This is a genomic window from Bordetella genomosp. 8 (assembly GCF_002119685.1).
Classification (GTDB): Bacteria; Pseudomonadota; Gammaproteobacteria; order Burkholderiales; family Burkholderiaceae_B; genus Bordetella_C.
In genome coordinates this window covers 5084684-5110052 of the sequence record NZ_CP021108.1, presented here as the reverse complement: position 1 = coordinate 5110052, position 25369 = coordinate 5084684, and the positions used below count along the sequence as shown (strand labels likewise).

At 67.8% G+C, this 25369-nt stretch carries 25 protein-coding genes; 5 read left to right on the top strand and 20 right to left on the bottom strand.

The window, feature by feature from the left end; translation table 11 throughout:
• Position 1: 1 nt before the first annotated feature.
• From CAL12_RS23080 to CAL12_RS23070, 3 genes are all read right to left on the bottom strand, one after another.
• Positions 2-565, bottom strand: coding sequence for a Dps family protein (locus tag CAL12_RS23080; protein WP_086066749.1), 564 nt, complete (start codon positions 563-565; stop codon positions 2-4).
• A 68-nt stretch (positions 566-633) separates the two neighbouring features.
• Positions 634-1959, bottom strand: a complete 1326-nt coding sequence (locus CAL12_RS23075; RefSeq protein WP_086066748.1) for an NYN domain-containing protein — start codon at positions 1957-1959, stop codon at positions 634-636.
• Between the two features lie 25 nt (positions 1960-1984).
• Positions 1985-2704: a DUF2239 family protein gene (locus CAL12_RS23070; RefSeq protein WP_086066747.1), complete on the bottom strand. Its 720-nt coding sequence runs from the start codon at positions 2702-2704 to the stop codon at positions 1985-1987.
• A gap of 292 nt (positions 2705-2996) precedes the next feature.
• On the opposite strand from CAL12_RS23070, the gene CAL12_RS23065 reads away from it, so the two are divergent.
• On the top strand, positions 2997-3545 hold the full coding sequence (locus CAL12_RS23065; RefSeq protein WP_086066746.1) for a hypothetical protein: 549 nt from the start codon (positions 2997-2999) through the stop codon (positions 3543-3545).
• A 25-nt stretch (positions 3546-3570) separates the two neighbouring features.
• On the opposite strand, the gene CAL12_RS23060 is transcribed toward CAL12_RS23065, so the two are convergent.
• The gene (locus CAL12_RS23060) at positions 3571-4545 is read right to left on the bottom strand and encodes a tripartite tricarboxylate transporter substrate binding protein (protein WP_086066745.1); all 975 of its coding nucleotides are present in this window, start codon (positions 4543-4545) and stop codon (positions 3571-3573) included.
• Between the two features lie 233 nt (positions 4546-4778).
• On the opposite strand from CAL12_RS23060, the gene CAL12_RS23055 reads away from it, so the two are divergent.
• Complete coding sequence (locus CAL12_RS23055; protein WP_086066744.1) at positions 4779-5003, top strand: hypothetical protein; 225 nt, start codon at positions 4779-4781, stop codon at positions 5001-5003.
• 18 nt (positions 5004-5021) lie between these two features.
• Here CAL12_RS23055 and CAL12_RS23050 read toward each other — a convergent pair whose 3' ends face one another.
• Positions 5022-5363, bottom strand: a complete 342-nt coding sequence (locus CAL12_RS23050; protein ID WP_086066743.1) for a 2Fe-2S iron-sulfur cluster-binding protein — start codon at positions 5361-5363, stop codon at positions 5022-5024.
• Positions 5364-5470: 107 nt separating this feature from the next.
• Here CAL12_RS23050 and CAL12_RS23045 point away from each other — a divergent pair, with 107 nt between their 5' ends.
• Together CAL12_RS23045 and CAL12_RS23040 are read left to right on the top strand one after the other, a co-directional pair.
• Positions 5471-6364 carry a LysR family transcriptional regulator gene (locus CAL12_RS23045; protein ID WP_086066742.1) on the top strand — a complete coding sequence of 298 codons (894 nt, stop codon included), beginning with the start codon at positions 5471-5473 and terminating at the stop codon, positions 6362-6364.
• On the top strand, positions 6361-8073 hold the full coding sequence (locus CAL12_RS23040; protein WP_086066741.1) for a chloride channel protein: 1713 nt from the start codon (positions 6361-6363) through the stop codon (positions 8071-8073). The genes CAL12_RS23045 and CAL12_RS23040 overlap by 4 nt, the downstream gene beginning before the upstream one ends.
• Here CAL12_RS23040 and CAL12_RS23035 read toward each other — a convergent pair whose 3' ends face one another.
• Positions 8074-8961 (bottom strand): glycosyl transferase, encoded by an 888-nt coding sequence (locus tag CAL12_RS23035; RefSeq protein ID WP_086066740.1) that lies wholly within the window; start codon positions 8959-8961, stop codon positions 8074-8076.
• A 128-nt stretch (positions 8962-9089) separates the two neighbouring features.
• Here CAL12_RS23035 and CAL12_RS23030 point away from each other — a divergent pair, with 128 nt between their 5' ends.
• Positions 9090-9731: a DUF4142 domain-containing protein gene (locus tag CAL12_RS23030; protein WP_157793094.1), complete on the top strand. Its 642-nt coding sequence runs from the start codon at positions 9090-9092 to the stop codon at positions 9729-9731.
• A gap of 73 nt (positions 9732-9804) precedes the next feature.
• Here the strand turns inward: CAL12_RS23030 and CAL12_RS23025 are convergent, their stop codons facing one another.
• The 14 genes from CAL12_RS23025 to CAL12_RS22960 form a co-directional block, all read right to left on the bottom strand.
• Positions 9805-10017, bottom strand: coding sequence for a hypothetical protein (locus CAL12_RS23025; RefSeq protein WP_086066739.1), 213 nt, complete (start codon positions 10015-10017; stop codon positions 9805-9807).
• A 28-nt stretch (positions 10018-10045) separates the two neighbouring features.
• The gene (locus CAL12_RS23020; RefSeq protein ID WP_086066738.1) at positions 10046-10525 is read right to left on the bottom strand and encodes a hemerythrin domain-containing protein; all 480 of its coding nucleotides are present in this window, start codon (positions 10523-10525) and stop codon (positions 10046-10048) included.
• Positions 10526-10606: 81 nt separating this feature from the next.
• Positions 10607-11842 (bottom strand): glycosyltransferase family 2 protein, encoded by a 1236-nt coding sequence (locus CAL12_RS23015; RefSeq protein ID WP_086068064.1) that lies wholly within the window; start codon positions 11840-11842, stop codon positions 10607-10609.
• A 17-nt stretch (positions 11843-11859) separates the two neighbouring features.
• Positions 11860-12663: a PIG-L deacetylase family protein gene (locus tag CAL12_RS23010; protein ID WP_086066737.1), complete on the bottom strand. Its 804-nt coding sequence runs from the start codon at positions 12661-12663 to the stop codon at positions 11860-11862.
• 24 nt (positions 12664-12687) lie between these two features.
• Positions 12688-13686 carry a UDP-glucuronic acid decarboxylase family protein gene (locus tag CAL12_RS23005; protein WP_086066736.1) on the bottom strand — a complete coding sequence of 333 codons (999 nt, stop codon included), beginning with the start codon at positions 13684-13686 and terminating at the stop codon, positions 12688-12690.
• Positions 13683-14654, bottom strand: a complete 972-nt coding sequence (locus tag CAL12_RS23000; protein WP_086066735.1) for a glycosyltransferase — start codon at positions 14652-14654, stop codon at positions 13683-13685. Before CAL12_RS23000 ends, CAL12_RS23005 begins: the two co-directional genes overlap by 4 nt.
• Positions 14644-15720, bottom strand: a complete 1077-nt coding sequence (locus tag CAL12_RS22995) for a glycosyltransferase family 9 protein (RefSeq protein WP_086066734.1) — start codon at positions 15718-15720, stop codon at positions 14644-14646. Before CAL12_RS22995 ends, CAL12_RS23000 begins: the two co-directional genes overlap by 11 nt.
• A complete protein-coding gene (locus tag CAL12_RS22990; protein ID WP_086068063.1) occupies positions 15717-16700 on the bottom strand; it encodes a glycosyltransferase family 2 protein in 984 nt (327 codons plus the stop codon). The genes CAL12_RS22995 and CAL12_RS22990 overlap by 4 nt, the downstream gene beginning before the upstream one ends.
• A 68-nt stretch (positions 16701-16768) precedes the next feature.
• Positions 16769-18508 carry a carbamoyltransferase family protein gene (locus tag CAL12_RS22985; protein ID WP_086066733.1) on the bottom strand — a complete coding sequence of 580 codons (1740 nt, stop codon included), beginning with the start codon at positions 18506-18508 and terminating at the stop codon, positions 16769-16771.
• Positions 18509-18540: 32 nt separating this feature from the next.
• On the bottom strand, positions 18541-19719 hold the full coding sequence (locus CAL12_RS22980; protein WP_086066732.1) for a glycosyltransferase family 9 protein: 1179 nt from the start codon (positions 19717-19719) through the stop codon (positions 18541-18543).
• The gene (locus CAL12_RS22975) at positions 19716-20312 is read right to left on the bottom strand and encodes a D-glycero-alpha-D-manno-heptose-1,7-bisphosphate 7-phosphatase (protein ID WP_086068062.1); all 597 of its coding nucleotides are present in this window, start codon (positions 20310-20312) and stop codon (positions 19716-19718) included. The genes CAL12_RS22980 and CAL12_RS22975 overlap by 4 nt, the downstream gene beginning before the upstream one ends.
• Positions 20309-21037 carry an SDR family oxidoreductase gene (locus CAL12_RS22970; protein WP_086066731.1) on the bottom strand — a complete coding sequence of 243 codons (729 nt, stop codon included), beginning with the start codon at positions 21035-21037 and terminating at the stop codon, positions 20309-20311. Before CAL12_RS22970 ends, CAL12_RS22975 begins: the two co-directional genes overlap by 4 nt.
• Positions 21038-21049: 12 nt before the next feature.
• Positions 21050-22339 (bottom strand): glycosyltransferase, encoded by a 1290-nt coding sequence (locus tag CAL12_RS22965; RefSeq protein ID WP_086066730.1) that lies wholly within the window; start codon positions 22337-22339, stop codon positions 21050-21052.
• A gap of 211 nt (positions 22340-22550) precedes the next feature.
• A complete protein-coding gene (locus CAL12_RS22960) occupies positions 22551-25247 on the bottom strand; it encodes an ABC transporter transmembrane domain-containing protein (RefSeq protein ID WP_086066729.1) in 2697 nt (898 codons plus the stop codon).
• Between the last annotated feature and the right edge of the window lie 122 nt (positions 25248-25369).

The following is a 25369-nucleotide window of genomic DNA, read 5'->3' as shown; positions in this document are numbered from 1 at the left end:
ATCAATGGCCGGTGGCGTCGCCGCGGCGGCTGGTTTCGAAGAGGAACCAGGTGCGCTGTTCGGTCTCGTCGATCCAGTTTTCGATCAGGCTGGCGGTGGCGATGTCGCGGTGCTCGTCGCACAGGTCATGCACTTCGCGCATGAAGCTGGTCAGGCTCTTGTTGTCTTCCTGCAGTTCGGCCAGCATGTCCAGCGGCTGCACGTATTCCGCGTCGTTGTCCAGCAGGCGCTGGGTACGGGCGATGTGCCCGATCGACTTCAGGGTCGAGCCGCCGAGCTTGCGGATGCGTTCCGCGATCGCGTCGGTCATGGCGAAGATTTCGGTGGCCTGCTCGTCCAGCAGCAGGTGATAGTCGCGGAAGTGCGGACCGCTGACGTGCCAATGGAAGTTCTTGGTCTTCAGATACAGGGCGAACACGTCCGCCAACAGGCGGTTCATCGCGCCGGCGATATCGCGGGTGCCGTTGGCGGAGATATCCGAAGGCGTGGCCAGAGGCGCCAGGCGGCGCTTTTCGAGGCTGCTTTTCTTGGCCGAGTTCTTGCTGCTGCTTGCGGGTTTCTTCATGGGTATCACCTGGGAGAAGCCGTCTTGGAAACCCCATCCGGCTGGATGGGCACAAGCGGCAGTCTAGCTCAGGTTTCGCTGGTCGAGGCGGTCTTGCGTGGCCGGCGCGGACGGGCGGGGGTCTTGCGGGCGGCCCTGGCCTTGGGCTTGGCCGGCTCGTCGACGTCGACGCCGGCAGGAACGCCGGCAGGCGGCACGTCGCTGGCGGGCTCCGTCGATCTCTTCGCCGAGGATGCCCGGATCGGCGCGGTTCCCTCGATTGCCTCGATCGCCGCGGTCGCCGCGATTGGCGTGGTCGCCTCGATGGTCGCGGTCGCGTCCTCGCGTAGCGCGTTCACGTCCGACGGCGCATCGGCCGCCGCGCTGCCGCCGGAGCGCGTGCGCCGCCGGCTCGACCGCTTGGGCTTGTCCTGGGGCACCGGCGCGCTGGTCTCCGCGGCCGCGTACTCGGCCTGTTCGGCCTGTCCGGCCGGGGCGGCTACCGAGGCCTCCGTCTCCGTCGCCATCGGCGTCATCGGCGCCACGCGGCCTTCGCTCATCCTGGTCTCCCGCGGGTCACGGGCGCCATCGCCGCCGATGCTGGCACGGTAGACGTAGGTGCCGGACTTCTCATCGCGTCCCACGTCCAGCAGTCCGCGTGACTGCGCTTCCTCCAGCAGATTGCCAAAGGCGCGGAAGCCATAGTACGACTCGTTGAAGTCCGGCTTGCGGCGCTTGATGGCGTCCTTCAACGCCGACGCCCAGATCTTGCCGCTGTCGCCACGTTCGGCCATGAGGGCTTCGAAGGTCTCGACCGCGATATCGATGGCTTGCGTCTTGCGTGCCTCGACGTCTTCCTTGCGACGGCGATCGTCGCCGCCGCCGCGTCGCCCGTTCGCGCTTTCGCGGGTCGCGCCGCGCGCGGACGTGCGGGCGTTTTCGCGCACGAGGTCGTCATAGAAAATGAACTCGTCGCAATTGGCGATCAGCAGGTCCGAGGTGGAGTGCTTCACGCCGACGCCGATCACGTGCTTGGCGTTTTCGCGAAGCTTGGACACCAGCGGCGAAAAATCCGAATCGCCACTGATGATCACGAAGGTATTCACGTGCGACTTCGTATAGCAAAGGTCCAGGGCATCGACCACCAGCCGGATGTCGGCGGAATTCTTGCCCGACTGCCGCACGTGAGGAATCTCGATCAGCTCGAAATTGGCCTCGTGCATCGGCGCCTTGAAGGGCTTGTAGCGGTCCCAGTCGCAATACGCCTTCTTGATCACGATGCTGCCTTTCAGCAGCAGGCGTTCCAGCACCAGCCGGATATCGAATTTTTCGTAGTGGGCGTCACGGACGCCCAGCGCCACGTTTTCGAAATCGCAGAACAGCGCCATGCTGACGTTGTCGTGGGAGGCCATCATCGATTTTCCTATTGCTTGTTGAGGCTTATTCGCCGTAGGCCAGGCGCAGCGCATGCGCGCGCACGTCGTCGGGCCAGGATGCCATGCATCGTGTCATGGCGGGCGCGTCGCCCGCGAACAGGGCGCGCGTGGCTTCCTCGAAACCGGCCATGTCGCCGGCCATGGCCGACATGAAGCGATAGGCCGCCTCGCGCCGGTCGCGTTCGCGCAGCCCGTGATCGCGCATGCCGGACTCGACCAGCTTGCGCAGCGCGACCGACGCGCCGCCGGGCTGGGCATTCAACCATTCCCAATGCCGGGGCAGGAGCGTGACCTCGCGGGCGATCACGCCCAGCCGGGGACGTCCACGTCCGCGCGTCGATGGTCCGGTCGCGGACCCCGACCGCCCGGCTACGCCCGGCGTAGCGACGCCCGGCGTAGCGACGCCCGGCCCATCGACGCCCGGACCGCCTGCATCGGCCTCACCCCCTGTCGCGGCGGCCGCCGGCCTGGCGACGCCCGCGGCGGCGGCCTCCATCGCGGCCTGGGCGCGCGCCAGGCGTGCCAGCACGTCGTCGCGGCTGCCCCGCGTGTCGATATCGATCACCTGCCCAGTGGTGTCGTCGAAGGTCAATACATTCGCATGCTCGGGAACCTGCTCTTCGAGCGCGGCCTTGACGGCCAAGGCGACGTCGGCGAGCGGGCCGGCAGCCAGCCGGCGGTGCCCGGCGAAGGCCGTGCATGGGGTACGGACGGTCAGTGTCATGGTGAGTAGCAGCGCGACGGCTGCCCGGTGGTCCCGAAGAATAGGGAGTAAAACGGAGAGGAAGAGGGAAGAGAAGCCCGGGTGTCGCCGGTATGCCTCGATTCCGGAAATTTTACCCGGATTAAATTAAGCCGTCTACCTCTTGGTGCTTGCCGCCGCGCGAATCCGAAACGCCCTGAAACCAGCGCGGTTTCCTACGCACGGAATTTGCTCGCCAGCGCACAGTCGAAGTGGGTAGAGTAGCGGTCGTGTTTCCCTCGGCGCATTGCGCGCGCGGGATATGGAGCAGCAGATGAAGACCTTGACTTTGCGAACTGCCGTCGCGGCCCTGGCGCTGGCGACGGCTGCCGGCGTCGCGTCGCCGGCCATGGCCCATGGCTACGGTTATTACCATGGCGGTTGGCGCGGTTCGTCGGCGGGCTGGTGGGTAGGTGGCGCGCTCGCGCTGGGCGCCGCCGGCGCCATCATTGCCGCCAACTCGCGGCCGGCGGTGGTCTACACCTCGCCGGTATATGCGGCGCCCGTCTATGCGGCGCCCCCCGTCGTCTACGGCGCCCCGGTGTATCCCGCGCCGGTGTACGCAGCCCCGCCGGTGGCGTATTCGCCCCCGCCCGTGTACACGCCGCCGCCCGCGCCTCCCAGCAGCCTGATCGCCTATCCCGCTCGCGGGCAAAGCCAGGCGCAGCAGACGCGTGACCGCGGCGAATGCCAGGGCTGGGCGATGAACCAGAGCGGCTACGATCCGGAGCACCCCAACCAGTGGACCACCGGCGTGATGGTGGACTCGTATAACCGCGCCATGTCCGCCTGCATGACGGGCCGCGGTTATTCAGTCAGCTGACAGCAATGGCGCCGCCCCGGCGGCGCTATTCGACCTTGCCGATCTTGCGGACGGCTTCGGTCATCTTGGCGGCATCCGCATCCCAGTACTGCTGGAACTGCGGCGCGTCCAGATAAAGCACCGGGCTGCCCGCCTGCTGGATCGTATCGCGCACCTTCGGGTCGTTGGCGGCGGCCGCGGCTGCCGCGCGCAGTTTCTGCACGATGGATTCCGGCGTGGCCGCCGGCACGAACAGCCCTGACCATTGGGCGAACGTGACGTCATAGCCCAGTTCCTTCAAGGTGGGCACGTCAGGCAGCGACGCCAGCCGCGTGTCGCCCCACGTCGCCAGGGCCCTGACCTTGCCCGCCTGTATGTATTGCAGCACCGACGCGGGGCCGGTGGACACGGCCTGTACCTGACCGCCCAGCAGCGCAACGATGGCAGGCCCGGCCCCGCCATAGGGCACGTGCAGCACCTTGATCCCCGCCGCGCCATGCAGCATCTCCATCGGCACGTGCATGGTGCCGTAGTTGCCCGACGATCCATAGCTCACGGGCGTGGCGTCCGGCCGGCGCAGGTCGTCGATGAACTCGCGCGCGGTCTTCCAGGGGCTGTCGGCGCGCACCACCAGCACCGTGGGATCCGCGGTGAATCGCGCGATCGGCTTGAACTGGCGCAACTGGTACATGGGGGAGCGGCCCAGTATGCGGTCGGCTTCGGGAATGATGGAAATGGAAGACAAGGCCATCAGCACGGTGTAGCCGTCGGGCTCCGCGCGCGCGACCACGCCCATGCCCAGTCCGCCGCCGGCGCCGGCGCGGTTTTCCACCACCACGGTCTGTTTCAGCGTGCGGCTCATGGCGTCGGCGACCGGCCGCGCCACGGTATCGGCGACCCCGCCGGGCGGGAAGGGGACGATCATCGTGATGGGTTTGGCCGGCCAGGTGTCCTGCGCCTGGCAGACGGTGGCGGCGCATAGCGCCAGCGCGGCCAAGGCCGCCTTGGACTTCGATCCCATGTGTCTTCTCCGAATTGTTCTGCTTGTGGCGCTAGTCTAGCCCTTGCCGTGGCTCCGCGATATCGGCGGCGGCGTCCAATCCCATGGCCGCATGGAGGCAGAGCCGCATAGGGGCGTTCAATCGCGCCCATAAAACTATTTGCCTTCCGCGGGAACCTGGCTTCACCTAAGCTGTCGATCCATAGGTGCCGGGCAGTTTCGCGCCGGTCTGCAAGGATTAAGGAGTAGCGGTAATGAACGAGCTTTTCAAAGGATTGATCGGTGCCGAATTGACTTTGCTGGGCGTTTCCAATCAGGCGCTGCCGCAGAGCGTGGCGTCGGAGCCCGCGCGCGCCCTGCCGCGTACCGAACCGCGCGGCGCCCGGCCGGCGGAGTCCATTCAGCGAGTCGAAAGCACCGTCGACGGCAAGGCCGCCGTCGAGTTCAACGAAAGCCACTACCGCATCGCGGCGGGCTGATCCGCGGCGATATGCCAGTCAGCGCCGCGGTCCCACCATGATGGGACGCGGCGCGCTCGGTGCCGCCAGCTCGGCATCGGGCAGTTCGATGCGCAGGTCGCTGCGCGCCCTGCCCACGCAGGGCAATATCCAACCCTCTGATATTTCGTCCGCCGTCAGGCCCGGCCTTCCGCCGGGATAGGCGACTTCCCCTTCGACCAGGAAGCACATGCAGGTGCGGCAGGTGCCATTGCGGCACGACGCGGGCATCCTGATGCCGGCGCGCGCGGCGGCCGCGACCACGGCTTCGTCCGCGCCGGCGTCGAAGCGCCATTCCGTGGGCACCAGCGTGACGGTGTATGAGGCCTGAGCATCGTTCATGGGGCGATTCTAGTGGCAAGCCCGAAGCGGATCGAGCGATGGACCGGCCGTTCCCGCCGCGCTACACTCCGGATTCCAGATGGTTATGAATTGCATAACTGGAATTCATGGATCTTTCGCTGCGGGATCTCTCGTATTTTCTGGCTGTCGTCGCCCATGGCCATATGGGGCGCGCGGCATCCGCCTGCGCGGTGACCCAGCCCGCCTTGTCGAAATCGCTCAAGCGGCTGGAAGATGAAACCGGCCTGGTGCTGTTCGACCGCGCGGGCCGCGCCATCCGCCCGACGTCCGCGGGCCTGGCCTTCGCCGAGCACGCGCGCAAGGTCGTCAATCAATACGAGGATGCGGTGCGGCACGCGCAGGGGTTGCGCAGCGGCGGCGGCGGGCTGTTGCGGTTGGGCGCCACCGCCGCCACCATGGATACCGTCGTGATGCCCGCGCTGGAAGTGCTGCTGCCACGGCAGCCGGAGCTGCGGGTGGTCCTGACCCTCGGGCTTTCCGATGAATTGCCCGATCTGGTCGAGCGCGGCGACCTGGACCTGGCCGTCGCGCCGGCCGATGGCGCCCGCGGGGGCGTGCTGCGCCAGGATGCCATGGGCCATGACCTGCTGCGCCTGGTGGCCAGCCGCCGCCATCCTCTGTTCAAGCATCCGGCGCTGTCGCTGGCGGACCTGGCCGATCAGCGCTGGATACTGCCCAAGCGCACGTCGGTGGCGCGCCAGCGGCTGGATGCCTCCTTCGCGCGCGCGGACCAGCCGTTGCCGCGCGCCGCGCTCGAGGTCGACTTCATCTCGGCCGGCGCGCTGCAACTGGTCGCGGGCACCGACCTGCTGACCGTGGCGCCGGACTCCCTGCTGGCGGACGCCGGCACCGGCGTGGCCGCCTTGCCGGTCGACGCCGCGCTGCCGCTGAAGCGCGACATCTCCCTGTTGAGCCGGCGCCAGGCGGTCTGGTCGCCGATGATGAAAGCCTTGCGCGCGGTCCTGAGGAGCCGGCCTTGAACAGTACAGGCACGATCGAACGGTCCGTCGCGGACTACCTTCGCGTGATCGTCCTGGCGATCACCACCGGCGTGCTGGGCGCGCTGGCCGCGCATGCGTTTCGCTGGAGCCTGGAACACGCGTCGGAGCGCATGTTCGACAGCGCCGCGGATATCACCGAAGTGTTCGCCGGCTTGCCCTGGTACGCGCGCATCGCCTTGCCGACGCTGGGCGGCGCCATCGCCGCGCTCATCCTGGTCCAGGCGCAGCGCCGCGAAAAGCGCGCCGGCGTCGTCTCCGAGTACCTGGAAACCATAGACGGCAAGATGGCCAGCATCCCGGTGCTGCCGTCGCTGCTGCGCTGCGTGTCGTCGTTCTTCTCCATCGTGTCCGGCGGCTCCATCGGCAAGGAAGGCGCCATGGTGCAATTGTCCGCCACCGTGGGTTCGGCCTTCTGCAAGCGCGTGCTGCCCGGCCTGCGCGGCGCCGATTTCCGGCTGGCGGTGGCCATGGCCGCCACCGGCGGCCTGACCGCGGTCTACCACACGCCCCTGGCGGCGGTCATCTTCGTCGCCGAGATAGCATTCGGTTCGCTCGAATTGCGGCGCATAGGCTACCTGTTCACCGCCGCGGTCGCATCGGCCTGGACTACCAGCATGCTGGGGCAGTTCAATCCGCTGTATGACCTGCCCGCATACGCCTTCGACTTCACGGCCAACAGCGTGCTGGCGGTGGTGGCGTTGGGACTGGTGGCCGGCGCCGTGGGGTCGGCGTTTCTCTGGGGCGTGCGCTACTCGCGCAATCTGTTCGCGCGGTTGTTTGCCTCGCCGGTGTGGCGCATGAGCCTGGGTGGCCTGATCGTCGGCATCATCACACTGGCGGCGCCCGATGTCACCGGCAACGGTTTCGCGCCCATCGAGCGGCTGCTGGATGGCCATCCCATGGCCACGCCCTTGCTGATCCTGCTGGTGTTGAAAGTCGTCGCCACCATCGCCACGGTGGGTTCGGGCGCCATCGGCGGGCTGTTCACACCGTCGCTGTTGATAGGCGCCCTGACCGGCGCTGCCTGTGCGCCGCTGGCCGCGCAGGTGTTCGGCGTGCAGGACGGCGTCGTGCTGCTGGGCGTGCTGGGCATGGCCGCCGCGCTCGCGGCCACCACGCAGGCGCCGCTGATGTCGACCCTGATGGTGTTCGAGATGACCAGCGAACCCACCTTCGTATTCCCGCTGATGATCGCGACCGTGGCGGCCTATGCGGTCTCCATGCTGTTCCGCCTGACGGGCACCTATGAGGTCATCGCGCGGCATCGCGCGCGGGATATGCGTCGTGCGCTGCTGGCGGACGCGACCGCCGGAGGCGTGATGCGGCCGGTCGGGCTGCTGGCCCCCGTGTCGGCGTCGCTCGAGGAAGCCTTGCGGATCGGCCTCGCGCAGCGCAACCGTTTCGTCTTCCTGATCGACGCCGGCGGACGTTTCGCCGGCGCGGTGTGGGTCAATGACCTGATGGCGCGGGTCAACGCCGGCGAGGGCCGGGAGGCCACGCTGGCGCGCATGGCGACGACCGACTTCCCGGTCGTCTACGCGGACCAGCGGCTGCTGGATGTCTGGCAGACGGTGGTGGAGTCGCCCGCCGAACGCACGCCGGTGCTGAGCGACCGCGAAGGCCGCCAGGTGGTCGGCATGCTGCAGAAGAGCGAGCTGCTGAAACAGGCCGGTAGCCTGTTCACATGATCAGGCGCGCCTGAACAGCCCCGACGCAGCGAACAGCCGGCGGGTCCAGCCCTGCCTGACGCGCCGCACGTTGCCGGGATAATCCTGTTGCGACGCCTTGGGCAACCGGCCGAAGGCGGGTACCCGATAGTCGTCCGGCCGGTGGCCGGCATCCAGGGCTTCCTGGTAGTAGCGGTGGAACAGCGCGGCCAGGTCGGCGCGCGGGTGCGCGCGCACCGGCCCGTCATACCAGTGCTCCGCGCCTTCCGCCTGGCGGCGGGCCATCGCGTATCCATGGCTGAACTGCGTGCTCATGTCCGAGTAGTGCAGGACGCCCATTTCATCCGCGGCCCGGTTCTCGCCGTCGATGCAGTTGTAGCGGGGATCGATGGCGTGGATCAATTCCGGGCGTCGCGAAAAGTACTTCTTGAGCCGGCGATGCAGCTGGGGATCTTTCCGCATATCTTCCAGCGCCGGCAGATGGCGGCGCGCGCGTGCGCAGTCCCACAGCGTCACGCAGTAGAGCCAGTCGGGGCGCCCCGACTGGCCGCCGTTGTGGCGCGCGGCCATCACGGCCTTGTCGCGCAGGGGCATGGTCCACAGCGCCGCCAGGTCGTCCAGGACCAGCATGTCGGCATCCATGTACAGCGCGCGCCCCTGGTAGCCACGGCAGGCCGGCAGGCTCCAGCGCAGGGCGGAAAAGGGTGTCGACCAGGTTTCCGTGCGCCAGCCACGTCCGCGAGCGGGATCGCAGTACCAGGGGCTCGCTGGATCGTGCGTCAATCGCATCCAATGTACGCGCACGGGCAATGAAGCGTGCTTGCGCAGGCTGTAGTCCAGCACCATCATTTGTTCGAGGTCGCCATTGTTGGGATCGCAGCCGACGAAGATCTGCATGGTGTCCTGCATTTTTTCCTCCTTTTCCCGCGCCTGGCGCGGTCTGGGCACACTCTCAACGCTGCCTGGGCAACAGACCCATGGATGGGCACACGGGTTGCGCGCCTGTACCGGCCGGCCACGCGTCGAAGGAGATCGCCATGAAACACTGGGTGCGCATAATCGGGGTATCGCTATTGTGGGTGACTGGGCCTTGCCTGGCGCAGGCCCAGGAGGTTGATCGCGCCGACGCGGCGTTCATGGAGCGAGCGGCCCAGGCCGGCAGCTTCGAGATCGCCGCGAGCCAATTGGCCCAGCGCAAGGCGGAGCATGACGAGGTCAAGCGCTACGCGCGTACCATGCTGGACGAGCATGCGGACATGGCAGGCCAGCTCAAGGCCCTGGCGGCAGCGCGCAAGGTCTCCCTGCCAGGGGCGATATCTTCCAGCCAGACGCACGTCATGGAAGCCCTCGACGCCAAGAACGGGACGGATTTCGATCTTGCCTATGCCGACGACGTGGCCATCGCGGCCCACCAGGCCGCGGTCGCGCTTTTCGTCGACGCCGCCGAGCATGGCAAGGATCCGGAGGTCAAGGCCTTTGCCCAGCAGATGCTGCCCAATCTGAAGGCGCACCTGGACGCTGGACTGGCGCTGCGCAAGAGCCTGGCCGCCAGCGGGAAGGCAAGTCCGGAGGAAAGCGCGCCCGCCGCCAGTTCCGGCGCCCCCGGCGCCGTATCGCCGGCGTCGCGCGAGGCGCCGCCCACATTGCTGCCGGGTGACAAGGGCGCGCCCAAGCCCTGATAAATTCCGGACGACAAAAAGCGCGCCGCTCATGCGGCGCGCCTCATGCCTGGATAGAGACGGGCCTATGCCGCTAGGGCAGTACGGCCAGCTCTTCCAGGGCGCGGATCCCATCCAACGCGGCATCGGTAGGCGTACGGTAAATGAATTGGGATTGAATCAGCTGGGGCACCGTCGTCTTACCCGTGTCGACGACTTCGACTTCCCAGCGGAACCCCCCCTGCATGGTGGGCGCCAGCCATAGGGTCGCCCGCGAATTGGGGGTTTCCTTCGTCAATATCCTCATTTCAATCCGATCCCCACCGGCGTGCCGGTCACGCGATATGGGCCACGGTGGCGATTTCTTCCTTGCGCTGCTGCATCTTCTTGGCGACGGCGCGCAGATCGACGTTCAGCACGACCAGCTTCGGGAAGAGTTCGCCTTCCTCTTCTTCGATGTGGTGGCTGATGTAGTCGCCCAACACCGACACGCGGGCATGGAACAGGGGGTCGTCGCTGGTCATGCCCTGGATCTGGGCAACCAGATTGCGCGCCACGCCATGTTCGACCACGGCCTTGTCCAGCAGCCGGCCGAAAGCGGCGGGGTTCTGGGCACGGACGAAGGGGTAGAACAATTCTTCTTCGATCTGGGCCAGGACCGTCAAGGTCATGCAGGCCTCGTGGGCAATCGATTCGCGGATTTCCGGGTCATCCGTTTTCCCGAAATCCTTGAAAAGCTTTTTGATCGTGGAATGATCGTCCAGCATCAGGGTCAGGGCATCGCGCTGTGCGAGAGGGATTTCCGCCTTATTCATACTGTTCTCCTGGTTCACGGGGTGCCGCAATGGCGCGGCGCGGCATCGACGCAAGCCCCGTGCCCGCTGTAACGCGAAAACCTAGCGCTTTTGCCCCGATCGATTGTCCACGGGCGGTGCCCCGGGAGTCTGCCGGCCCGGATCGAGCACGTCGGCCGCGTCCACGCCCGGGGGAAAAGTCTTTTCTGCCGAGGAGTTAGGGTCGAGCGGCCGGTTCTGCAACGAGCGCGGGGGCGGATCGGAGCGGGGGCCTGTATCGGGACGTAAAACTGCGTGATCTTGTGCGTCGCCGCTATGGTCGGTGAGGGCTTTTTCGTCAGCCCGGCTCTCTGTGTCGCGGTGCATCGTCATGAGCGTCTCCTGGGGTGTGCGGCCTGGATGCACGCGAGTGGCGCACGCCTCGTGCCCGTGCGATGTGCGCAGGCTTGGCAAGATTTGCGCATCGTGGATGAGTACGGCGTCCTCGGCGGTGACGGTATTGGCGACCCGTTGGCGTTGGCATTCGACCGCCGCCGAGATGCAACGGCGTGCCCGCAGGATCCAGGCCGCCCCCGCCAGTGCTGCTCCCAGCACCCGGAGCGCATCGCCGTGCTGGCGGCACTCCCGCAGCACGGTCCATGTCGCGGCCCAGGCGACGCCCGCGGGCAACCGCAACCAGGCCGTCCACAGGTCGTTGCGGCTGAGCAGCCGCCTTCTGCCGGGGCGGTCTCGGTTTGGAGATGGGTAATGCCAGGTCGCGACCTGCCCCGCGTAGAGCATGTCCCAGCCCAAGGTCGCCAGGTCCAGGGCCATCAACGCTTCTTCGCCGCCTATGAAATAACGGGCTTCGTAGCCGCCGGCCTGCAGGTAGGCCTGGCGCCGCACGACACACGCGCCGGCCATGAAGCCCAGCAGCCGCGTGGTGCCCAAGGGGCCACGGCCCAGCGGGCTGCGGGACATGGCCAGGCAGGTGGCGTCGAGTCTGCCGCTGGGCCCGACGCGCACGGCGGCGTTGATGACGCCCGCGCGTGGCGCGCCGTCCAGCAGCCGCTGGGCCTCGGCCAGCGCGCCGACTTCCCAGCAGGTATCGTCGTCGCAGAAGGCGATATAGGGGGTGGTGGCGACCGCCACCCCCAGATTGCGGCCGGCGGCGCCGAGATTGCCGGGAGCGCGCACGAGCGTCACGCCGGGGTAGGCCGCGGCGACGGCGTCCGCCGTCCCGTCACGCGAACCATTGTCGACCACGATCACGGGCACCCCGGGATTCCGGCGCAGCAGCCGCTCCAGGTTGCCGAGCAGTTCCCCGCGCCGCTGGTAGGTCAGCACGACGATGGACACACGGGCCGGCGCCTCGCTCATGGCCTTCGTGCCGCCGTCCCCGGCTGCCGTGGAGCCGGCTGTCCGCCCGCATCACCCGCGTCGCCCGCGCCGACAGGTGGTTCACGGGACTCGGGCGCCTGCTTGATGGCTTCGCTCAGCAGCCAGTACCGCTCTGGGGCCGTGGTGTCGCCTTCGTTACGGGTGATGCCCAGTTCCGGCATCTGGCTGCCGTAGGCCGACATCGCGGTCGCCTTGCGGTGCCCGTTCGTATTGGCGAAGGCCACCGGCGTGAGGCTGACGCCACGCGTGTAGAACTGCACCAGCCTGGCATGAAGCAGCCCTGGCTTGGTGCGGTACAGCGCGTCCTCGTAGGCCACCCAGCGCCGCTGCGGCCGGGTGGTGAAAAGGCCCAGCACGGCATCCGACACCAGCGTGTGATCGGAATGGAACAGGCCCAGGGGAAACAGCACCGTGCGCGCGCCGGCCTTTTCCAGCGCGGCGTCCAGCGCATGCGCCACCTTGTCGGGCTTGGCGGTCGCGAGCGCCATGGCGCGCATGTACTGGTCGTCCAGGAAGGGCAGGCGCACGGGGTGGGCCTTGAGCAGATGCAGGGCCTTGTCGTCCTCCGCCAGGCGCCACTTCATGGCGGCGACGCCGTCGCCGAAACCGCAACGCCGATCCCAGTCCGTCAGCGGCGCGGTGGCATCCGGCACGCCGGCGAACACGGTGATCACGGTGCTGCCAGGCGCGCCCGCGAGCAGCGCGCCGCAGCCCGCTACCGCGTCGTCCAGATGCGGCGAGATCGCCGCGATCGTGCCAGGGTCATCGATGGGTCGCACCCGGGTCTCCCTTGACGCGCATCCCTATAGCGACGCATCGGCTCGCGCCGGCGCCCGTACGATATCCGCGTTCACGAACTGGCTGAAATAGCGGATCGTGTGCCGCAGGCCTTCGTCCACCGGCACGCACGGGGCCCAACCCAGCTCGCGGGCGGCCAGGCCGATGTCGGGGCAGCGCTGGGTGGGGTCGTCCGGCGGCAGCGGCTGGAAGTCCAGCGGCACGCGGGTGCCCGCCAGGCGCTGGATGCGCTGCGCGATATCCAGCACTGTCAGCTCCTGCGGATTGCCCAGGTTGATCGGCCCGGTCACATCGTCCGGGCTTTCCATCAGGCGCTCCAGCGCATCCACCATATCGTCCACGTAGCAGAAGGCGCGCGTCTGGCTGCCGTCGCCATAGATGGTGATGGGCCGCCCCTGCAATGCCTGCAGGATGAAATTGGAAACGATGCGGCCGTCGTTGGGCGCCATGCTGGGACCGTAGGTGTTGAAGATCCGGGCGATCTTGACCCGTACGCCATAGACGCGGGCATAGTCGTGGAACAGGGTTTCCGCGCAACGCTTGCCTTCGTCATAGCAGGAACGTATGCCGATGGGATTGACGTGGCCCCAGTAGCTTTCGCGTTGCGGATGCACCTGCGGATCGCCGTAGACTTCGCTGGTCGATGCCTGCAGGATGCGCGCCCCTGTCGCGCGGGCCAGCTCCAGCATGTTCATCGCGCCCAGTACGCAGGTTCGCAGCGTATGCACCGGCTGGTTCTGGTAATGGATGGGCGAGGCGGGACACGCAAGGTTGTAGATGCGGTCGACCTGTGCCTCGTAGGGTTCGACGACGTCATGCGTGACCAGCGCGAAGCGTGGATTGCTTTTCAAGGGCTCGACGTGCTGCACTTGGCCGGTATAGAAGTTGTCCAGGCAGATGACGGTATGCCCTTTGTCGAGCAGCCGCGCGCACAGGTGCGAGCCGATGAAGCCGGCGCCGCCCGACACCAGAACGCGCAAAGGACGAGTACAAGCCTGGATCATTGCGTATCTCCCATCAGCCTTGCGAACAAGGTGGTCCAATCCGCTACGAAACGGTCCATGCCGTAGCGCTCCAGTGCCGTTTTCCTGGCTTCCGCGCCCCAGTCGGCGGCCAGGCGCGGTTCGTCTATCAGGGCTTTCATGACGTCGATGAGCCGGTCCGGATCGGTGTCGATATAGCCGTTGCGGCCATTGACGATGACCCGCGCCAGCTCGGTGGCGGCGAAGCCCACGACAGGCAAGCCGGCCATCATGGCCTCGATCAGGGCCAGCCCCAGGCTGGTATAGCGGATGGGGCTGTAGAAGAAACGGTAGCGCGACATGAAGGCGCCGACTTCCATGTTGGGTATCTCGCCCAGCCCGCCCATGGCTTGCGCATCCATGCCGATCAGGTCCAGCGGCACCTGCGCGCGCGCCTGTTCGAACAGGTCCGCGCCCATGCGGCGGCCGCGCCGGCGCAGGTGGTTGATGACGGTGATGCCGCGCGCCAGGCGGTCGGATCGCGGGTCGATGCCCGGCGCAGGCACGCCATGTTCGATGACCGCCGTGCGCACCGCGCCGTTGTCCCAGGCCACGCGGTTGTAGTGGGTGACGTGGACCAGGGTGCCGCGCTCGTGCCGGAACCAGTGCGCCGTATCGGTGGGATGCGGCATGGGCGGATCGTGCTCGATATAGGCGCAGGGCAGGGCGAGCTGCGCCGGCGACAACAGCCGCTCGCGCTCTTCGTAGGTGGCGCGGGATTGGTAGACCACCAAATCGAACCGGGCTTCGCGTAGCGCATCGGCGTCGATCTGCCGCACGTGTCCGCCCCAGGGAATGCGATCGCCCAGCGCGCCATAGCCGGGCGGGTTCCCCGCGCGGACGGGCACGAAGAATTCATGCGGCACGCGCGTCAGCGCGTACAGGTAGTTGGCGTGTACATGCCAGGTCAGGATGCGCAACGGGCGCAGTGGGGTCGGACTACGCGGCATGGCTGTTCCTTCGTTCCGGCAGGCTGAGTTTCGCCTCCACGGCGCCCATGACGGCGTCGACGGAGACATTCAAGGCGCACACGTGGCCGATGGGGCAGGTCTCGTAGGCGCAGGGACGGCATGGCGGATGGTCGGCCAGGACGGTGTGACGCCTCTTGTCCAGCGGCGCCCACCGCTGCGTGTCGCTGCCGCAGGCCACGACGACGCTGGGCGTGCCCACCGCCGCGGCGACGTGCGAAACACCGGTGTCGTTGCAGACCAGCAGCGGCGCCCGCGCCAGCAGGGCCGCCAGCGCGCCCAGCGACGTGCGGGCCGTCAGGTCGATGGCGCCGGGCCCGGCGGCCGCCAGGACTTCCGCGGCCAGCGCGCGTTCGTCGGCGCTGCCGGTCACGGCGATGCGCCACCCCTGGCCAGCCAGCCGCGCGGCAACGGCGCCGTAGCGTGCCGCCGGCCAGCGGCGCGACCGCAGGCGCGCGCCCGGATGGATCAGTACGGTCGTTGCCGGATCGAGGCCGGCCTCCGTGGCAACGCGATCGGCCTCGGCATGATCTTCCGGCGTCAATGGCATTTCGAGCGCGTCGCCATGCACCGGCACGCCCAGGTGCCGCATCAGCGCCGTATAGCGCAGCGGCTCGGGCAGGTCGTCCGGCCAGGGCATGAGCCGGCCCTGGCATGCCATGCCGCCATGCGGGACGAAGCCGGCGTGCGCGCGCGCGCCCAGCGCGCGCACGATGGGCAGCGATATCGTGCCGCTACCGTGCATCTGCAAGGCCAGGTCGAACCCGCGCGCTCGCGCCTGGCGGTGGAAGGCGGGCAGGGCCTCGGGCCGGGCGGCCTGCTCCGGGAAGTCCGGAATCCCGGGAAAGGGCAGCAGGTCGTCCAGGTAGCGCCGGAAGCGCTGCACGAATGGGCCGGCATTATCCAGCCCGATCAGCGTGATGCGGGCGTCGGGGCAGTGTTGCCGCAAGGCGCGCAACGCCGGCACGGCGCACAACATATCGCCCAGCTGCAATGCGCGGAAGATCGCGATGCGGCGCGGCCGCGGATGCCAGAGATCGCCCGTCATGGAAAGCCCGCCTTGTAGCGCAACGACCCGACGATGCGCCAGAAGATGGAGACTGGGGGGATCGCGGCGGACGTCATGAGGATCTCCACGATGTGGTCCGGTGTGCGACGCGTGCCGCGCAGGCGGCGCAGGCTGAACCATGCGGTCAGCGCCAGCCAGGCCAGCAGCGCGGCCGCGCCCGCTGCGTACCAGCCCGCGGCGAGCGCCGCCACCGCGAGTATCAGCATGGCCGTCACGGACAGGTAGAACCACGGCGGATGCGGCCGGATACGCTCGCGGTACAGGCGCGGATGTTTTTTGTACAGCAGCGTGTCGAATACGATCTTGCGCTGCATGCCTATGCCGGCGCCGAATGAGCCGGGACGGATGGGATGCACCACGATGGCGTGCGGCGCGCGTTCGACGCGCAGTCCGTGTTCCATCAGCGAGAAATGCAGATCGGAATCTTCCCGCCACGCCAGCTGGAAGCGCGGATCGAAACCGCCGACGCGCGCCAGGGCGTCGCGCCGCAGGAAGACATTCGCCGTGGCGAACTCGGCGTCCTGCAGGCGGCTGGCGTCGAGCTCGTAGTCCGTGGGATGGGGCGGCAGCGGCATGACGATGCGCCCCGACAGCGCGTCCACCCCGGGCGACAACGCGGCCAGTCCGGCGGCCAGCCAGGCCGGGTCGGGCACTGTGTCGTCGTCGGTGAAGGCGATCAGCTCCGCCCGCGCGCGCCGCCATCCGGCGTTGCGGGCCCCCGCCGGCCCCTGCGTACCCGTGACCGGGACATAGCGCAGCGCCGGGCCGCCGGCCACGGGCGTCAGCTTGACCACCACCTGATATGCGGCATCGCTGGGGCCGTCGTCGCAGACGATGATCTCGTAATCGCCCGGTTTCAGCGTCTGGCGCAGCAGGGCCTCCAGGCAGCGTTGGAGCAGGTCGGGGCGGCGGTAGGTCGGAACCACCACCGAGATGCGCGGTCGGGATTCGGCAATCATGGGTTCATCCTGATCATTCATCCGTTCGTCCCGCGGGCGTGGCGCCGTCGGGTGGTGCGCCGTGCCGCTCAAAGCGGCTTCTCCACGAGATAGCTGCCGATGACCAGGGCGTCCAGCGGCGAGGTCCAGAACGATTCCAGCGCGTCGCGCGGGGTGCAGACCACCGGCAGGCCCCGCGTGTTGAACGAGGTATTCACCAGCACGGGCACGCCGGTGCGGCGTTCGAAGGCGGCCAGCAGGTCGTAGTACAGCGCGTGCTGGTCGCGCCGCACCGTCTGCACGCGTGCCGTGCCGTCGATGTGCTTGACCGCCGGTATCTGGCGTTCGCGATGCGGCAGCACGTCATAGACGAACAGCATGAACGGCGCGCAGATGCCCGTTTCGCCGCGCGCATCGAACCACTCGTGGGCGCGCTCTTCCATGACGACCGGCGCCACCGGCCGGAAGTCCTCTCGGTCCTTCAAGCCATTCAGCCTGGCCTGCATGGCGCTGTCGCGCGGCGAGGCCAGGATGGAGCGCGCGCCCAGCGCGCGGGGGCCGAACTCCATGCGGCCCTGGAACCAGCCCAGGATCTTTTCCTGCGCCAGCAGTTCCGCAGCCTGTTCGGCCACATCGTCCAGCCGCCGGTATGCGAGGTGCGACCGATCGAGCAGGCGCTCGATTTCCTCGTCGGCATACTCGGGTCCGAGGTAGGCGTGCTGCATGGCCCAGCGCCGCCCCGGCGCCTCGCGGCGTTCGTAGTCCACCCATAGCGCCGCGCCCAGCGATGTACCGGCGTCGCCCGCGGCGGGCTGGACCCATACCGACTTGAATGGGCCATCCGCCGCGATGCGCGCATTCATCACGCAGTTCAATGCCACGCCGCCGGCCATGCTCAGGTGCTGCGCGCCGGTCTGCGCCTGCAGCCATGTCGCCATGTGCAAGGCGGTTTCTTCCAGCATCTGCTGCAGCGAGTGGGCGATATCCATGTGGCGCTGCTCGAATGGCGATCCGCGCTTGCGCGCCGGGCCGAACCGGCTGACCAGGTTGATCGGCTCCATGGTGTAGCCGCCTTCCTTGTCCAGGCGGACGATCTCGCGGAACAGGTCCACATACTCGGGCTTGCCATAGGAAGCCAGCGCCATCACCTTGTACTCGTCGGAGGAGCGCAGAAAGCCCAGGTAGTCCGTGACGTCCTCGTACAGCAGGCCCAGCGAGTGCGGCAGGTCGATCTGCCTGAGACGCCGATAGCGGCCTTTCGTGAAGTGGCCATAGCTGGTGGTAACGCGTTCGCCGCGGCCGTCCATGGTCAGCACCGCGCACTCTTCACAGGGCGCCGCCAGGAAGGCGCTGGCCTCGTGCGACAGATGATGCTCGACGTACTGCCAACGCCCGAGCAACTGGTCCAGCGTCAGCCCTTCGAAGCGCTGGCGCAGGTGGTGCGGCGCGCCGCCTATCAGTTGCCGCGGCGCGTTCACGATATAGGACAGGAACAGCGGGTCCCATGGGGATAGGCCGTCCGCCCCGTGCGTTTGCCGCGAAGGCTCCAGCGGCAGCGTGATGGTCTCGGGCAGGGGTCGACCGCCGGCCAGCAGCGACGGATCGAAGGAATAAGCGACGTGGTCGACGTCGGACAGCGTGATTCCCGCATAGGCCAGGCAGTAGTCGATGGCGTGATAGGGCAGCTGCCAGGCGCTGAAGGGTACGGGCCGTTTGCCGTGCTTGATGCGGGTGAAGCGTTCTTCCTCCGCGGCCGCCAGCACCTCGCCATCGCGCACCAGCGTGGCGGAACAGTCGTGAAAGGCGGCGTTGATGCCCAATGTGTACATGGTGTTGTCCTTTACGGGGCCTGGGCGTCGTCTCAGGCGGCCTTGATCATGACGGGCGGGCGGGTGCCAGCATGGCTCTCCAACAGCTCGAACGCCGCCTGCGCAACCTGCCATGGATCGACGGCGCTAAGGCAGGCGTGATGGCCCAGGGGGCATACGCTGCGATAGCAGTACTTGCAGGGAACATCCCGGTACAGCAGTCGATGGGGGACTTCCCAAGGGGTATGTTGCGGATTGGTCAGTGCATAAAGATCCACGATGGGCGTGCCCAGCGCGGCGGCGATATGCACCGGCCCGCTGTTGTTCGAGATGAGCAGGCTGGCGCGCGCGATCAGCGCGCCGAATTCGCCCAGGGTCAGCGCGCCCGCCAGGTTCACCAGCCGGCGCGGGTCGCAGCTGCGGGCCATGACGTCATCGACCAGCGCTTGCTCATCGGGCGATCCGGTCAGGATCACGCATCCGCCGGCGCCGGCCACCATGTCGATGGCCTGCGCGAACAGGGCGGCGGGGTAGCGGCGCGATTCCGCGGTCGCGCCGCAATGCGCCAGTACGCAGTCGCGCGGCAGCGATAGGTCCCGCGCCCGCAACACCTTGTCCAGCCCCGCCTGGTCGGCATCCCGGACGCTGAAGGCAAGATGACGGTCCGGCGCCTGCGCGCCTATGGTCGCCACCAGGTCCAGCTGGCGCTGGACCTCATGGCGCGGTTCGGGCAGGGGCTCGATCTCCCTGGCCCAATCGCTGATCAGGTGATAGGGGTTTTCGCGGCTGTAGGCCAGCACGCGCGGGATGCCGGCGGCATGGCACAGCAGGGCGGCGGGCAAGGCGCTCTGGCTGTAGACGGTGAAGACGACGGCAGCGTCGAAGCGGCGTTCGCGCAGCTGTTGCACCGTCGCGTGGAAGCGCTCCGGCGGACTGGCCGCGTTCTTCATCCAGGCGGCCTCGTAGACGATCACGTCGTCGATGTCGCGCACATGTGGCGCGATCGCCGCGCCAGAACGCGACGCCAACAGCGTGATGCGCCGGTCCGGCCGCACCGCCTTCAAGGCGCGCAGCGCGGGCGTGGTCATCAGCACGTCGCCCATATTGTCCAACCGGATGCAGAGCAGGTTGCGCGCGTTGCGCCATCCCTGTGCGGCGGCATCGACAGGCGCCGTCGGGCCATCGAGGCCTAAGGCAGGCAGGCCGGTCGCCGGCGGATCGCGTGGGCTCATGCCGTCTCCTTTCCGCGCGATGGCGTGCAGCGCAGCTTGCGCGCGATCAGGCGCGCGGCCATGTAAAGGTCGGGCGCCGTTTCTTCCGGCGTGCGCCAGCGTCCCTGCCTCCATTCGGTCTCATGGCCGTTGTCCAGCAACAGGGTGTGGCAACCCGCGCGGGCGCCGGCTTCGACATCGTTCAGGATGTCTCCCACGAACCACGAGGCGCACAGATCGACGCCGTGGTCGGCGGCGGCCCGCCGCAGGAGCCCTGGCATGGGCTTGCGGCAGATGCAGGACACGGCGTAGGCAGCCTGCGTGCCTTCCGGATGGTGCGGGCAGAAATAGAAGTCCGCCAGTTGCGCGCCCCGGGTGCGGAACATGGCCTCCAGGCGGTGGCGTACCGGATGCAGGGCCGCTTCGTCGAAGCGCCCCATCGCCACCCCGGCCTGGTTGCTGATGACGATCAGCGGATGGCCCAGCTGGGCCAGCAGGGCGACGCCTTCACGCGCGCCGGGCGCCCACGCCATGCGCGCCGGATCGGCGTTGTAGGGAACGTCGGCCAGCAGCGTGCCGTCCTTGTCGAGGAAAATGGCGGGCTTCATGTTCATGGCCATGAGCTCTCGCGCATGGGAAGCACCATCACTTCGGGGACCACGGTTTCTTCCGGCTGGGTCAGCACGAAGCGCACGGCGCGCGCGACGTTGGCAGGATCCTGCAGCGTGCCGGTGTCGATGTCGGGGAAGCGATCCAGCAGGAAAGGCGTGCGCATGCCGCCGGCGATGACGGCGGAGACCTTGATGCCCCTGGGCCGCAGTTCGGCGTGCAGGGCGTGGGACAAACCCATCAGGCCGTACTTGGTGGCGTGGTACACGGACGCGTTGGGCCAGGCGCGGCGGGCCGCGGTGGAGGCGATATTGACGATGTGGCCGCCCTTGCCCAGATGGCCCATGCCGTACTTGCAGAGCATGAACGGACCCGTCAGGTTGGTACGGACCACGCGTTCCCAATCGGCCACGTCCAGCGCTTCCAACGGCGCCGTCACGTCGACGCCCGCGTTGTTGATCAGGATATCGAGCCGGCCGTGGCGTTCCGCGACCTGGCGCAGGGCATCGCGGACCTGCTGTTCATTGCCCACGTCCAGGCCCACGGCCAGCCCATGCTCGCCCGGCAGCGACCCGGCGACGCGCTCGGCCGCGTCGACGTCGTAGTCCGCGACCACGACCTTGGCGCCGTCGCCGGCGAGCAGCGTGCAGATGGCCTTGCCCAGGCCGCTGCCGCCACCGGTAACGATGGCGACGCGGCCCGAGACGGTGGATGTATCGGTATCAGGCATACAGGCAACTCCTCAGGCGATGGCACGGGCGGCGGCTGCCGCGGGCGCGGGGGCGACGTCGGGCAGGATGGCCGGCGCCATGATTTCTTCGAAGACGTCCATCAGCTGGCGGCTCACGCATGGCCAGGTGAAGTACCTGCGCGCGCGCTGCAGTCCCGCTTCGCCCATGCGATGGCGCAGCAGGCTGTCGCGCGCCAGCATGGCCAGGCGATCGGCGAGCGCATCGGGCTCCTTGGGCGGTACCAGCCAGCCGGTCTCGCCGTGCCGTACGGAAAAACGGATACCGCCGGTATCGGAGCCCACCACCGGCCTGGCGCATGCCATGGCTTCCAGCGGTGTGATGCCAAAGGGCTCGTACCACGGCGTGGTGACGAAGACATCGCTCGCGCAGTAGTAAGCGCGCAGCTGCAGCCGGTCGCGGCGGCCGGTGAATTCGACGTGCTGAAGCACGCCTTCCTCGCGTGCGACGGCGCGCAGGCGCGCCAGCTCCGGCGTCGCGCTTTCCGACGGCGTGGCGCTATTGCCCCCGACGACGCACAGCCGGGCATCGATGCCGTGCCGGCGGCGCAGGCGGCCGAGGGCGCGTATGACGTTGTCGACACCTTTTCGCGGCACCATGCGGCCCAGCTGCAGCAACGTGAACCTGTTGTCGTTCCATCCGAGTTCGGCGCGCGCGCGGATCCGATCCATGGGCAGCATCTCGGCCGGGTCGTAACCGCAGGGCACGATGGACAAGCGGCGCGGATCGGCGCCGTACAGCGTCACCATGTCTTGCTTGTCCTGTGGGCATTCCGCGATGATGCGGTCGGCGCGCGCGATGATGTCATCTTCGATGTCGAAGCGGCGTTCGGGGAACAGATCGGCTTCCTTCTGGAATTGGCGCCGGACGCGTCCCAGCGCATGGAAGGTGACTGCGATGGGTATCCCGCATGCGCGTGCGGCGGGCAGCGCGGCCAGGGCGGACATGAAGAAGTTGGCATGCACGATGTCGTAGCGCCGCTCCGGCCGGGCGAAATGGCGCATGAGGAAGTCGCCGAACTGATCCATGTAGGGCAGCAGCTGTTCCTTGGGGATCTCGCGCGCGGGTCCGGCGGGAACGTGGATGACGCGGACGCCATCCTCCCAGGTGACTTCGGCGGGAAGGCGCGGACTGTCTGCGCGGGTGTACACGTCCACCTGATGTCCCATCCGCGCGAAATGCCTGGCGATCTGCGCAACGTAGATATTCTGTCCGCCGCTGTCGACGCTGCCCGCAAGCGCCAATGGCGATGCGTGTTCACTCACGATGGCGATTCTTCGCATGGTTCTCTCCGTACTGGTCGACTTGTTGGCCGCTCATCCGAGAACCAGCTGCGTATCACACTCGATCGCTCGCTGTGCGATGTCCAGACTCATCCTCTGCTCGGTAGCGTGGGGGTGCAAGCCGTGTGCCGTTATGGCGTCGCCGTGTAACGGTTCTCTGTGTAACGGTTCGGGCTTGGGCTGACGCGCACGGCGCATCGCACAGCACCGATTACACGCGGTGGAACTTCTCGCTCATGAGCTTCGCGGTGATGTTGACGATGGTGTCTTCGTCGACCGGTCTGGGTGTATGCGTCTGGTAGCCTGCCATCAATGCGCGCAACCGGCCCTCCGATGCGGAATGTCCCGATATGGCGATGGCGGGGATGCGATTGGCCAGGCCCACGCCACGCGCGGCTTCGAGTTGGCGCACCGCGGCGACCATGGCATAGCCATCCATGTCGTCGAGCGTGACGTCGCACACCAGTGCATCGGGCCAGTCGTTTTCCGGCGCGCCGCGCAGAGCGTCCAGCAGCGCGCCTCCCGTCTTGAAGTAGCGTACGTCGGCGCCCGCGCGCTGCATGGCCGCGCCGACGCGCGCGCGCTCCTCTTCGCTATCGTCGACCAGGAAGACGCGCGCCCCTTGCAGCGATGCCTGGCGGACCGGACCGACGAAAGGCAGCGCGGGCGTGCTCGGCGCGCGTAGCGGCATCTCCAGCCAGTAGGTGCGGCCCGGTCCGCCGGGCATCGTATCGCTGCCGAAGCGGCCGCCGAATTTCTCGATGTCCGCGCGGGCGTGCGTGACGTCCAGCGGCGGCCGGTCGGCGAGCACCGCATTCATCTGATCGGACACATCCAGGGCGGCCGCATCGGCTGGCGGCAGGCGGCCGTCCGTCACGGCGAGGCGCGCCGCGTCGTGCGCGCGGCGCAGGCTCAGCTCGATGCGGCCGCCCGCCGGCGTCGCCGCGATCGCGTTCAGGCACATGTCCCAGATGACCTGTTGCAAGACACCGGGGTCGCCCGTGACGCGGGCGCTCTCCATGCTCAGCTCGGTGTAGAGGATGACGCCCTTCTCATCGATGACCTGGCGTATGGCGTCGAGCACCCCCGCAACCAAGGCCGCCAGGTTGACGGGCTGCGCGGATCGCTTCGATCCGGCCTGCTCCAGTTCGGTCTGTTGGCGCTGCAGGGTCCACATCTGTGCGTACATGCCCTTTGCCGCCAGCAGTTCGGCATGCCTGCCCCGCTCGACGACCCGGCCGTGCTCCAGCACCACGATTTCGTCGGCGTCGACCACCGTAGACAGGCGATGCGCGATGATCAGCGTGGTGCGGCCCCGAGAGATGCGGTCCAGCTCGGCCTGGATCGCGCGTTCCGTGCGCGTGTCCAGCGCCGACGTCGCCTCGTCGAACAACATGATGGGCGGATTCTTCAGGATGGCGCGTGCGATGGCGATGCGCTGCCGTTCTCCGCCGGACAGTTTGACGCCGCGCTCGCCCACCAGGGTGTCGTACTGCGCCGGCAGGCTATGCACGAAGTCGTGCAGGCGCGCCCCCTTGGCGGCCTCGATGATGTCCGTCAACGATGCACCCGGTCTGCCATAGCCGATGTTGTACGCGATGGTGTCGTTGAACAGCATGGTGTCCTGCGGAACGATGCCTAGGTGGCGCCGAAGGCTGCCCGGATCGACGCTGCGCACATCCACGCCGTCGACGGTAACGCGGCCCGAGTCCGCTTCGTAGAAGCGGAACAGCAGACGGCCCAGCGTCGATTTTCCCGAGCCGCTGCCGCCGACCACGGCCAGCGTGCCGCCAGGCGGGATGTGTAGGCTGACGTCCCACAGGATCTGCCTGCCCGGTTCGTAGCTGAAGTTCACGTTCTCGAATCGTACGTCGCCGCGCCCCGGATGGAAGGAGGGCGCGGGCGTCGCGGGATCGCTTTCAGGTGGCAACCGCAGCAGGCCGCAGACCTGCTCCGCATTGATCATCGCCTCCTTGGTCTGGCGGAACACGAGGCCCAGGGTATTCAGCGGCAGGCAGATCTGGATGATGTAGGCATTGACCAGTACCAGGTCGCCGACGGTCATGCCGCGGTTGACGACCTGCACGCCCGCCAGCAGCATGACCGCGCCCACGCCGAGGGCGATCACCGCGCTCTGCGAGATGTGCAGCGTCGACAGTGCGCGCTGGTTATCGATGCCCACCGCGCGCCAGCGATCCAGCAGGTCGCGCAGTCGCCGCGACTCACCGGCTTCGTTGGTGTAGAGCTTCACCGATTCGTAGTTGAGCAGGCTGTCCACCATGCGCCCGCCCGCCGCCGAATCCAGTTCGTTGATCATGCGCTGGTAGTAGATGCGCCGCTTGGTCAGCACATAGGTCACGACGGCGTAGAGCACGAAGGTGGCGGCGACGATGACGGCGAAGGCCAGGTCATAGGCGCCCACCAGGATCGCCACGACGGAGCCTATCTCCACCAGCGTCGGCAGCAATGTGAACAGCGCCGTTCCCATCAGGAAGCCGATGCCGTTCGTCCCGCGTTCGACGTCGCGTGCCAGCGTACCGGTCTGGCGATTGGCATGGAAGCGGGCGCCCAGCCGATGCAGATGCTCGAAGATGCGCAGGTTGAATTCAGCCACCGTCGCCTGTGCCACCGGCGAGAAGACAATGTCGCGCAGTTCGGTGAACAGGCCGCCGGCAAAGCGCAGCAGCGTGTAGCCGACGAGCAGGAACACCGGCAGCGCCAGCATAGCGTCGGGTCTGCTCAACTGGTCGACCACCATCTTCAGCGCCACGGGCACGGCCACGGCGAAGCCCTTGGCCATGACGAGCAGGACCAGCGCCGCGCCCGCCCGGCGCCGGTATTTCCATAATGAGCGCCCCAGGGTGCGCAATACCTCCGCGCGTGCGTAGCGTGATGCCTCGTCTGCCATGCCGACTCCCAAAGGATGAGTTGCGTCGTGCGCGCCACGGCGGCAAGGCCTGTGCCGGGCGTATCCACGGCGGGTCGTCGTCCGGACTAGGCCGTTCGGTTGGCCAGGCACCGCTTTCTACG

Excerpts from the sequence above, each read along its gene's own strand:
- CAL12_RS23050 (WP_086066743.1), bottom strand. The coding sequence starts at position 5,363 with ATGAACGATGCTCAGGCCTCATACACCGTCACGCTGGTGCCCACGGAA.
- CAL12_RS23075 (WP_086066748.1), bottom strand. The coding sequence starts at position 1,959 with ATGATGGCCTCCCACGACAACGTCAGCATGGCGCTGTTCTGCGATTTC.
- CAL12_RS22995 (WP_086066734.1), bottom strand. The coding sequence starts at position 15,720 with ATGACGGGCGATCTCTGGCATCCGCGGCCGCGCCGCATCGCGATCTTC.
- CAL12_RS22990 (WP_086068063.1), bottom strand. The coding sequence starts at position 16,700 with ATGATTGCCGAATCCCGACCGCGCATCTCGGTGGTGGTTCCGACCTAC.
- CAL12_RS23020 (WP_086066738.1), bottom strand. The coding sequence starts at position 10,525 with ATGAATAAGGCGGAAATCCCTCTCGCACAGCGCGATGCCCTGACCCTG.
- CAL12_RS22980 (WP_086066732.1), bottom strand. The coding sequence starts at position 19,719 with ATGAGCCCACGCGATCCGCCGGCGACCGGCCTGCCTGCCTTAGGCCTC.
- CAL12_RS23055 (WP_086066744.1), top strand. The coding sequence starts at position 4,779 with ATGAACGAGCTTTTCAAAGGATTGATCGGTGCCGAATTGACTTTGCTG.
- CAL12_RS22965 (WP_086066730.1), bottom strand. The coding sequence starts at position 22,339 with ATGCGAAGAATCGCCATCGTGAGTGAACACGCATCGCCATTGGCGCTT.
- CAL12_RS23065 (WP_086066746.1), top strand. The coding sequence starts at position 2,997 with ATGAAGACCTTGACTTTGCGAACTGCCGTCGCGGCCCTGGCGCTGGCG.
- CAL12_RS22975 (WP_086068062.1), bottom strand. The coding sequence starts at position 20,312 with ATGAACATGAAGCCCGCCATTTTCCTCGACAAGGACGGCACGCTGCTG.
- CAL12_RS22985 (WP_086066733.1), bottom strand. The coding sequence starts at position 18,508 with ATGTACACATTGGGCATCAACGCCGCCTTTCACGACTGTTCCGCCACG.
- CAL12_RS23000 (WP_086066735.1), bottom strand. The coding sequence starts at position 14,654 with ATGCCGCGTAGTCCGACCCCACTGCGCCCGTTGCGCATCCTGACCTGG.
- CAL12_RS23070 (WP_086066747.1), bottom strand. The coding sequence starts at position 2,704 with ATGACACTGACCGTCCGTACCCCATGCACGGCCTTCGCCGGGCACCGC.
- CAL12_RS23025 (WP_086066739.1), bottom strand. The coding sequence starts at position 10,017 with ATGAGGATATTGACGAAGGAAACCCCCAATTCGCGGGCGACCCTATGG.
- CAL12_RS23045 (WP_086066742.1), top strand. The coding sequence starts at position 5,471 with ATGGATCTTTCGCTGCGGGATCTCTCGTATTTTCTGGCTGTCGTCGCC.
- CAL12_RS23080 (WP_086066749.1), bottom strand. The coding sequence starts at position 565 with ATGAAGAAACCCGCAAGCAGCAGCAAGAACTCGGCCAAGAAAAGCAGC.
- CAL12_RS22970 (WP_086066731.1), bottom strand. The coding sequence starts at position 21,037 with ATGCCTGATACCGATACATCCACCGTCTCGGGCCGCGTCGCCATCGTT.
- CAL12_RS23035 (WP_086066740.1), bottom strand. The coding sequence starts at position 8,961 with ATGCAGGACACCATGCAGATCTTCGTCGGCTGCGATCCCAACAATGGC.
- CAL12_RS23030 (WP_157793094.1), top strand. The coding sequence starts at position 9,090 with ATGAAACACTGGGTGCGCATAATCGGGGTATCGCTATTGTGGGTGACT.
- CAL12_RS22960 (WP_086066729.1), bottom strand. The coding sequence starts at position 25,247 with ATGGCAGACGAGGCATCACGCTACGCACGCGCGGAGGTATTGCGCACC.
- CAL12_RS23005 (WP_086066736.1), bottom strand. The coding sequence starts at position 13,686 with ATGATCCAGGCTTGTACTCGTCCTTTGCGCGTTCTGGTGTCGGGCGGC.
- CAL12_RS23060 (WP_086066745.1), bottom strand. The coding sequence starts at position 4,545 with ATGGGATCGAAGTCCAAGGCGGCCTTGGCCGCGCTGGCGCTATGCGCC.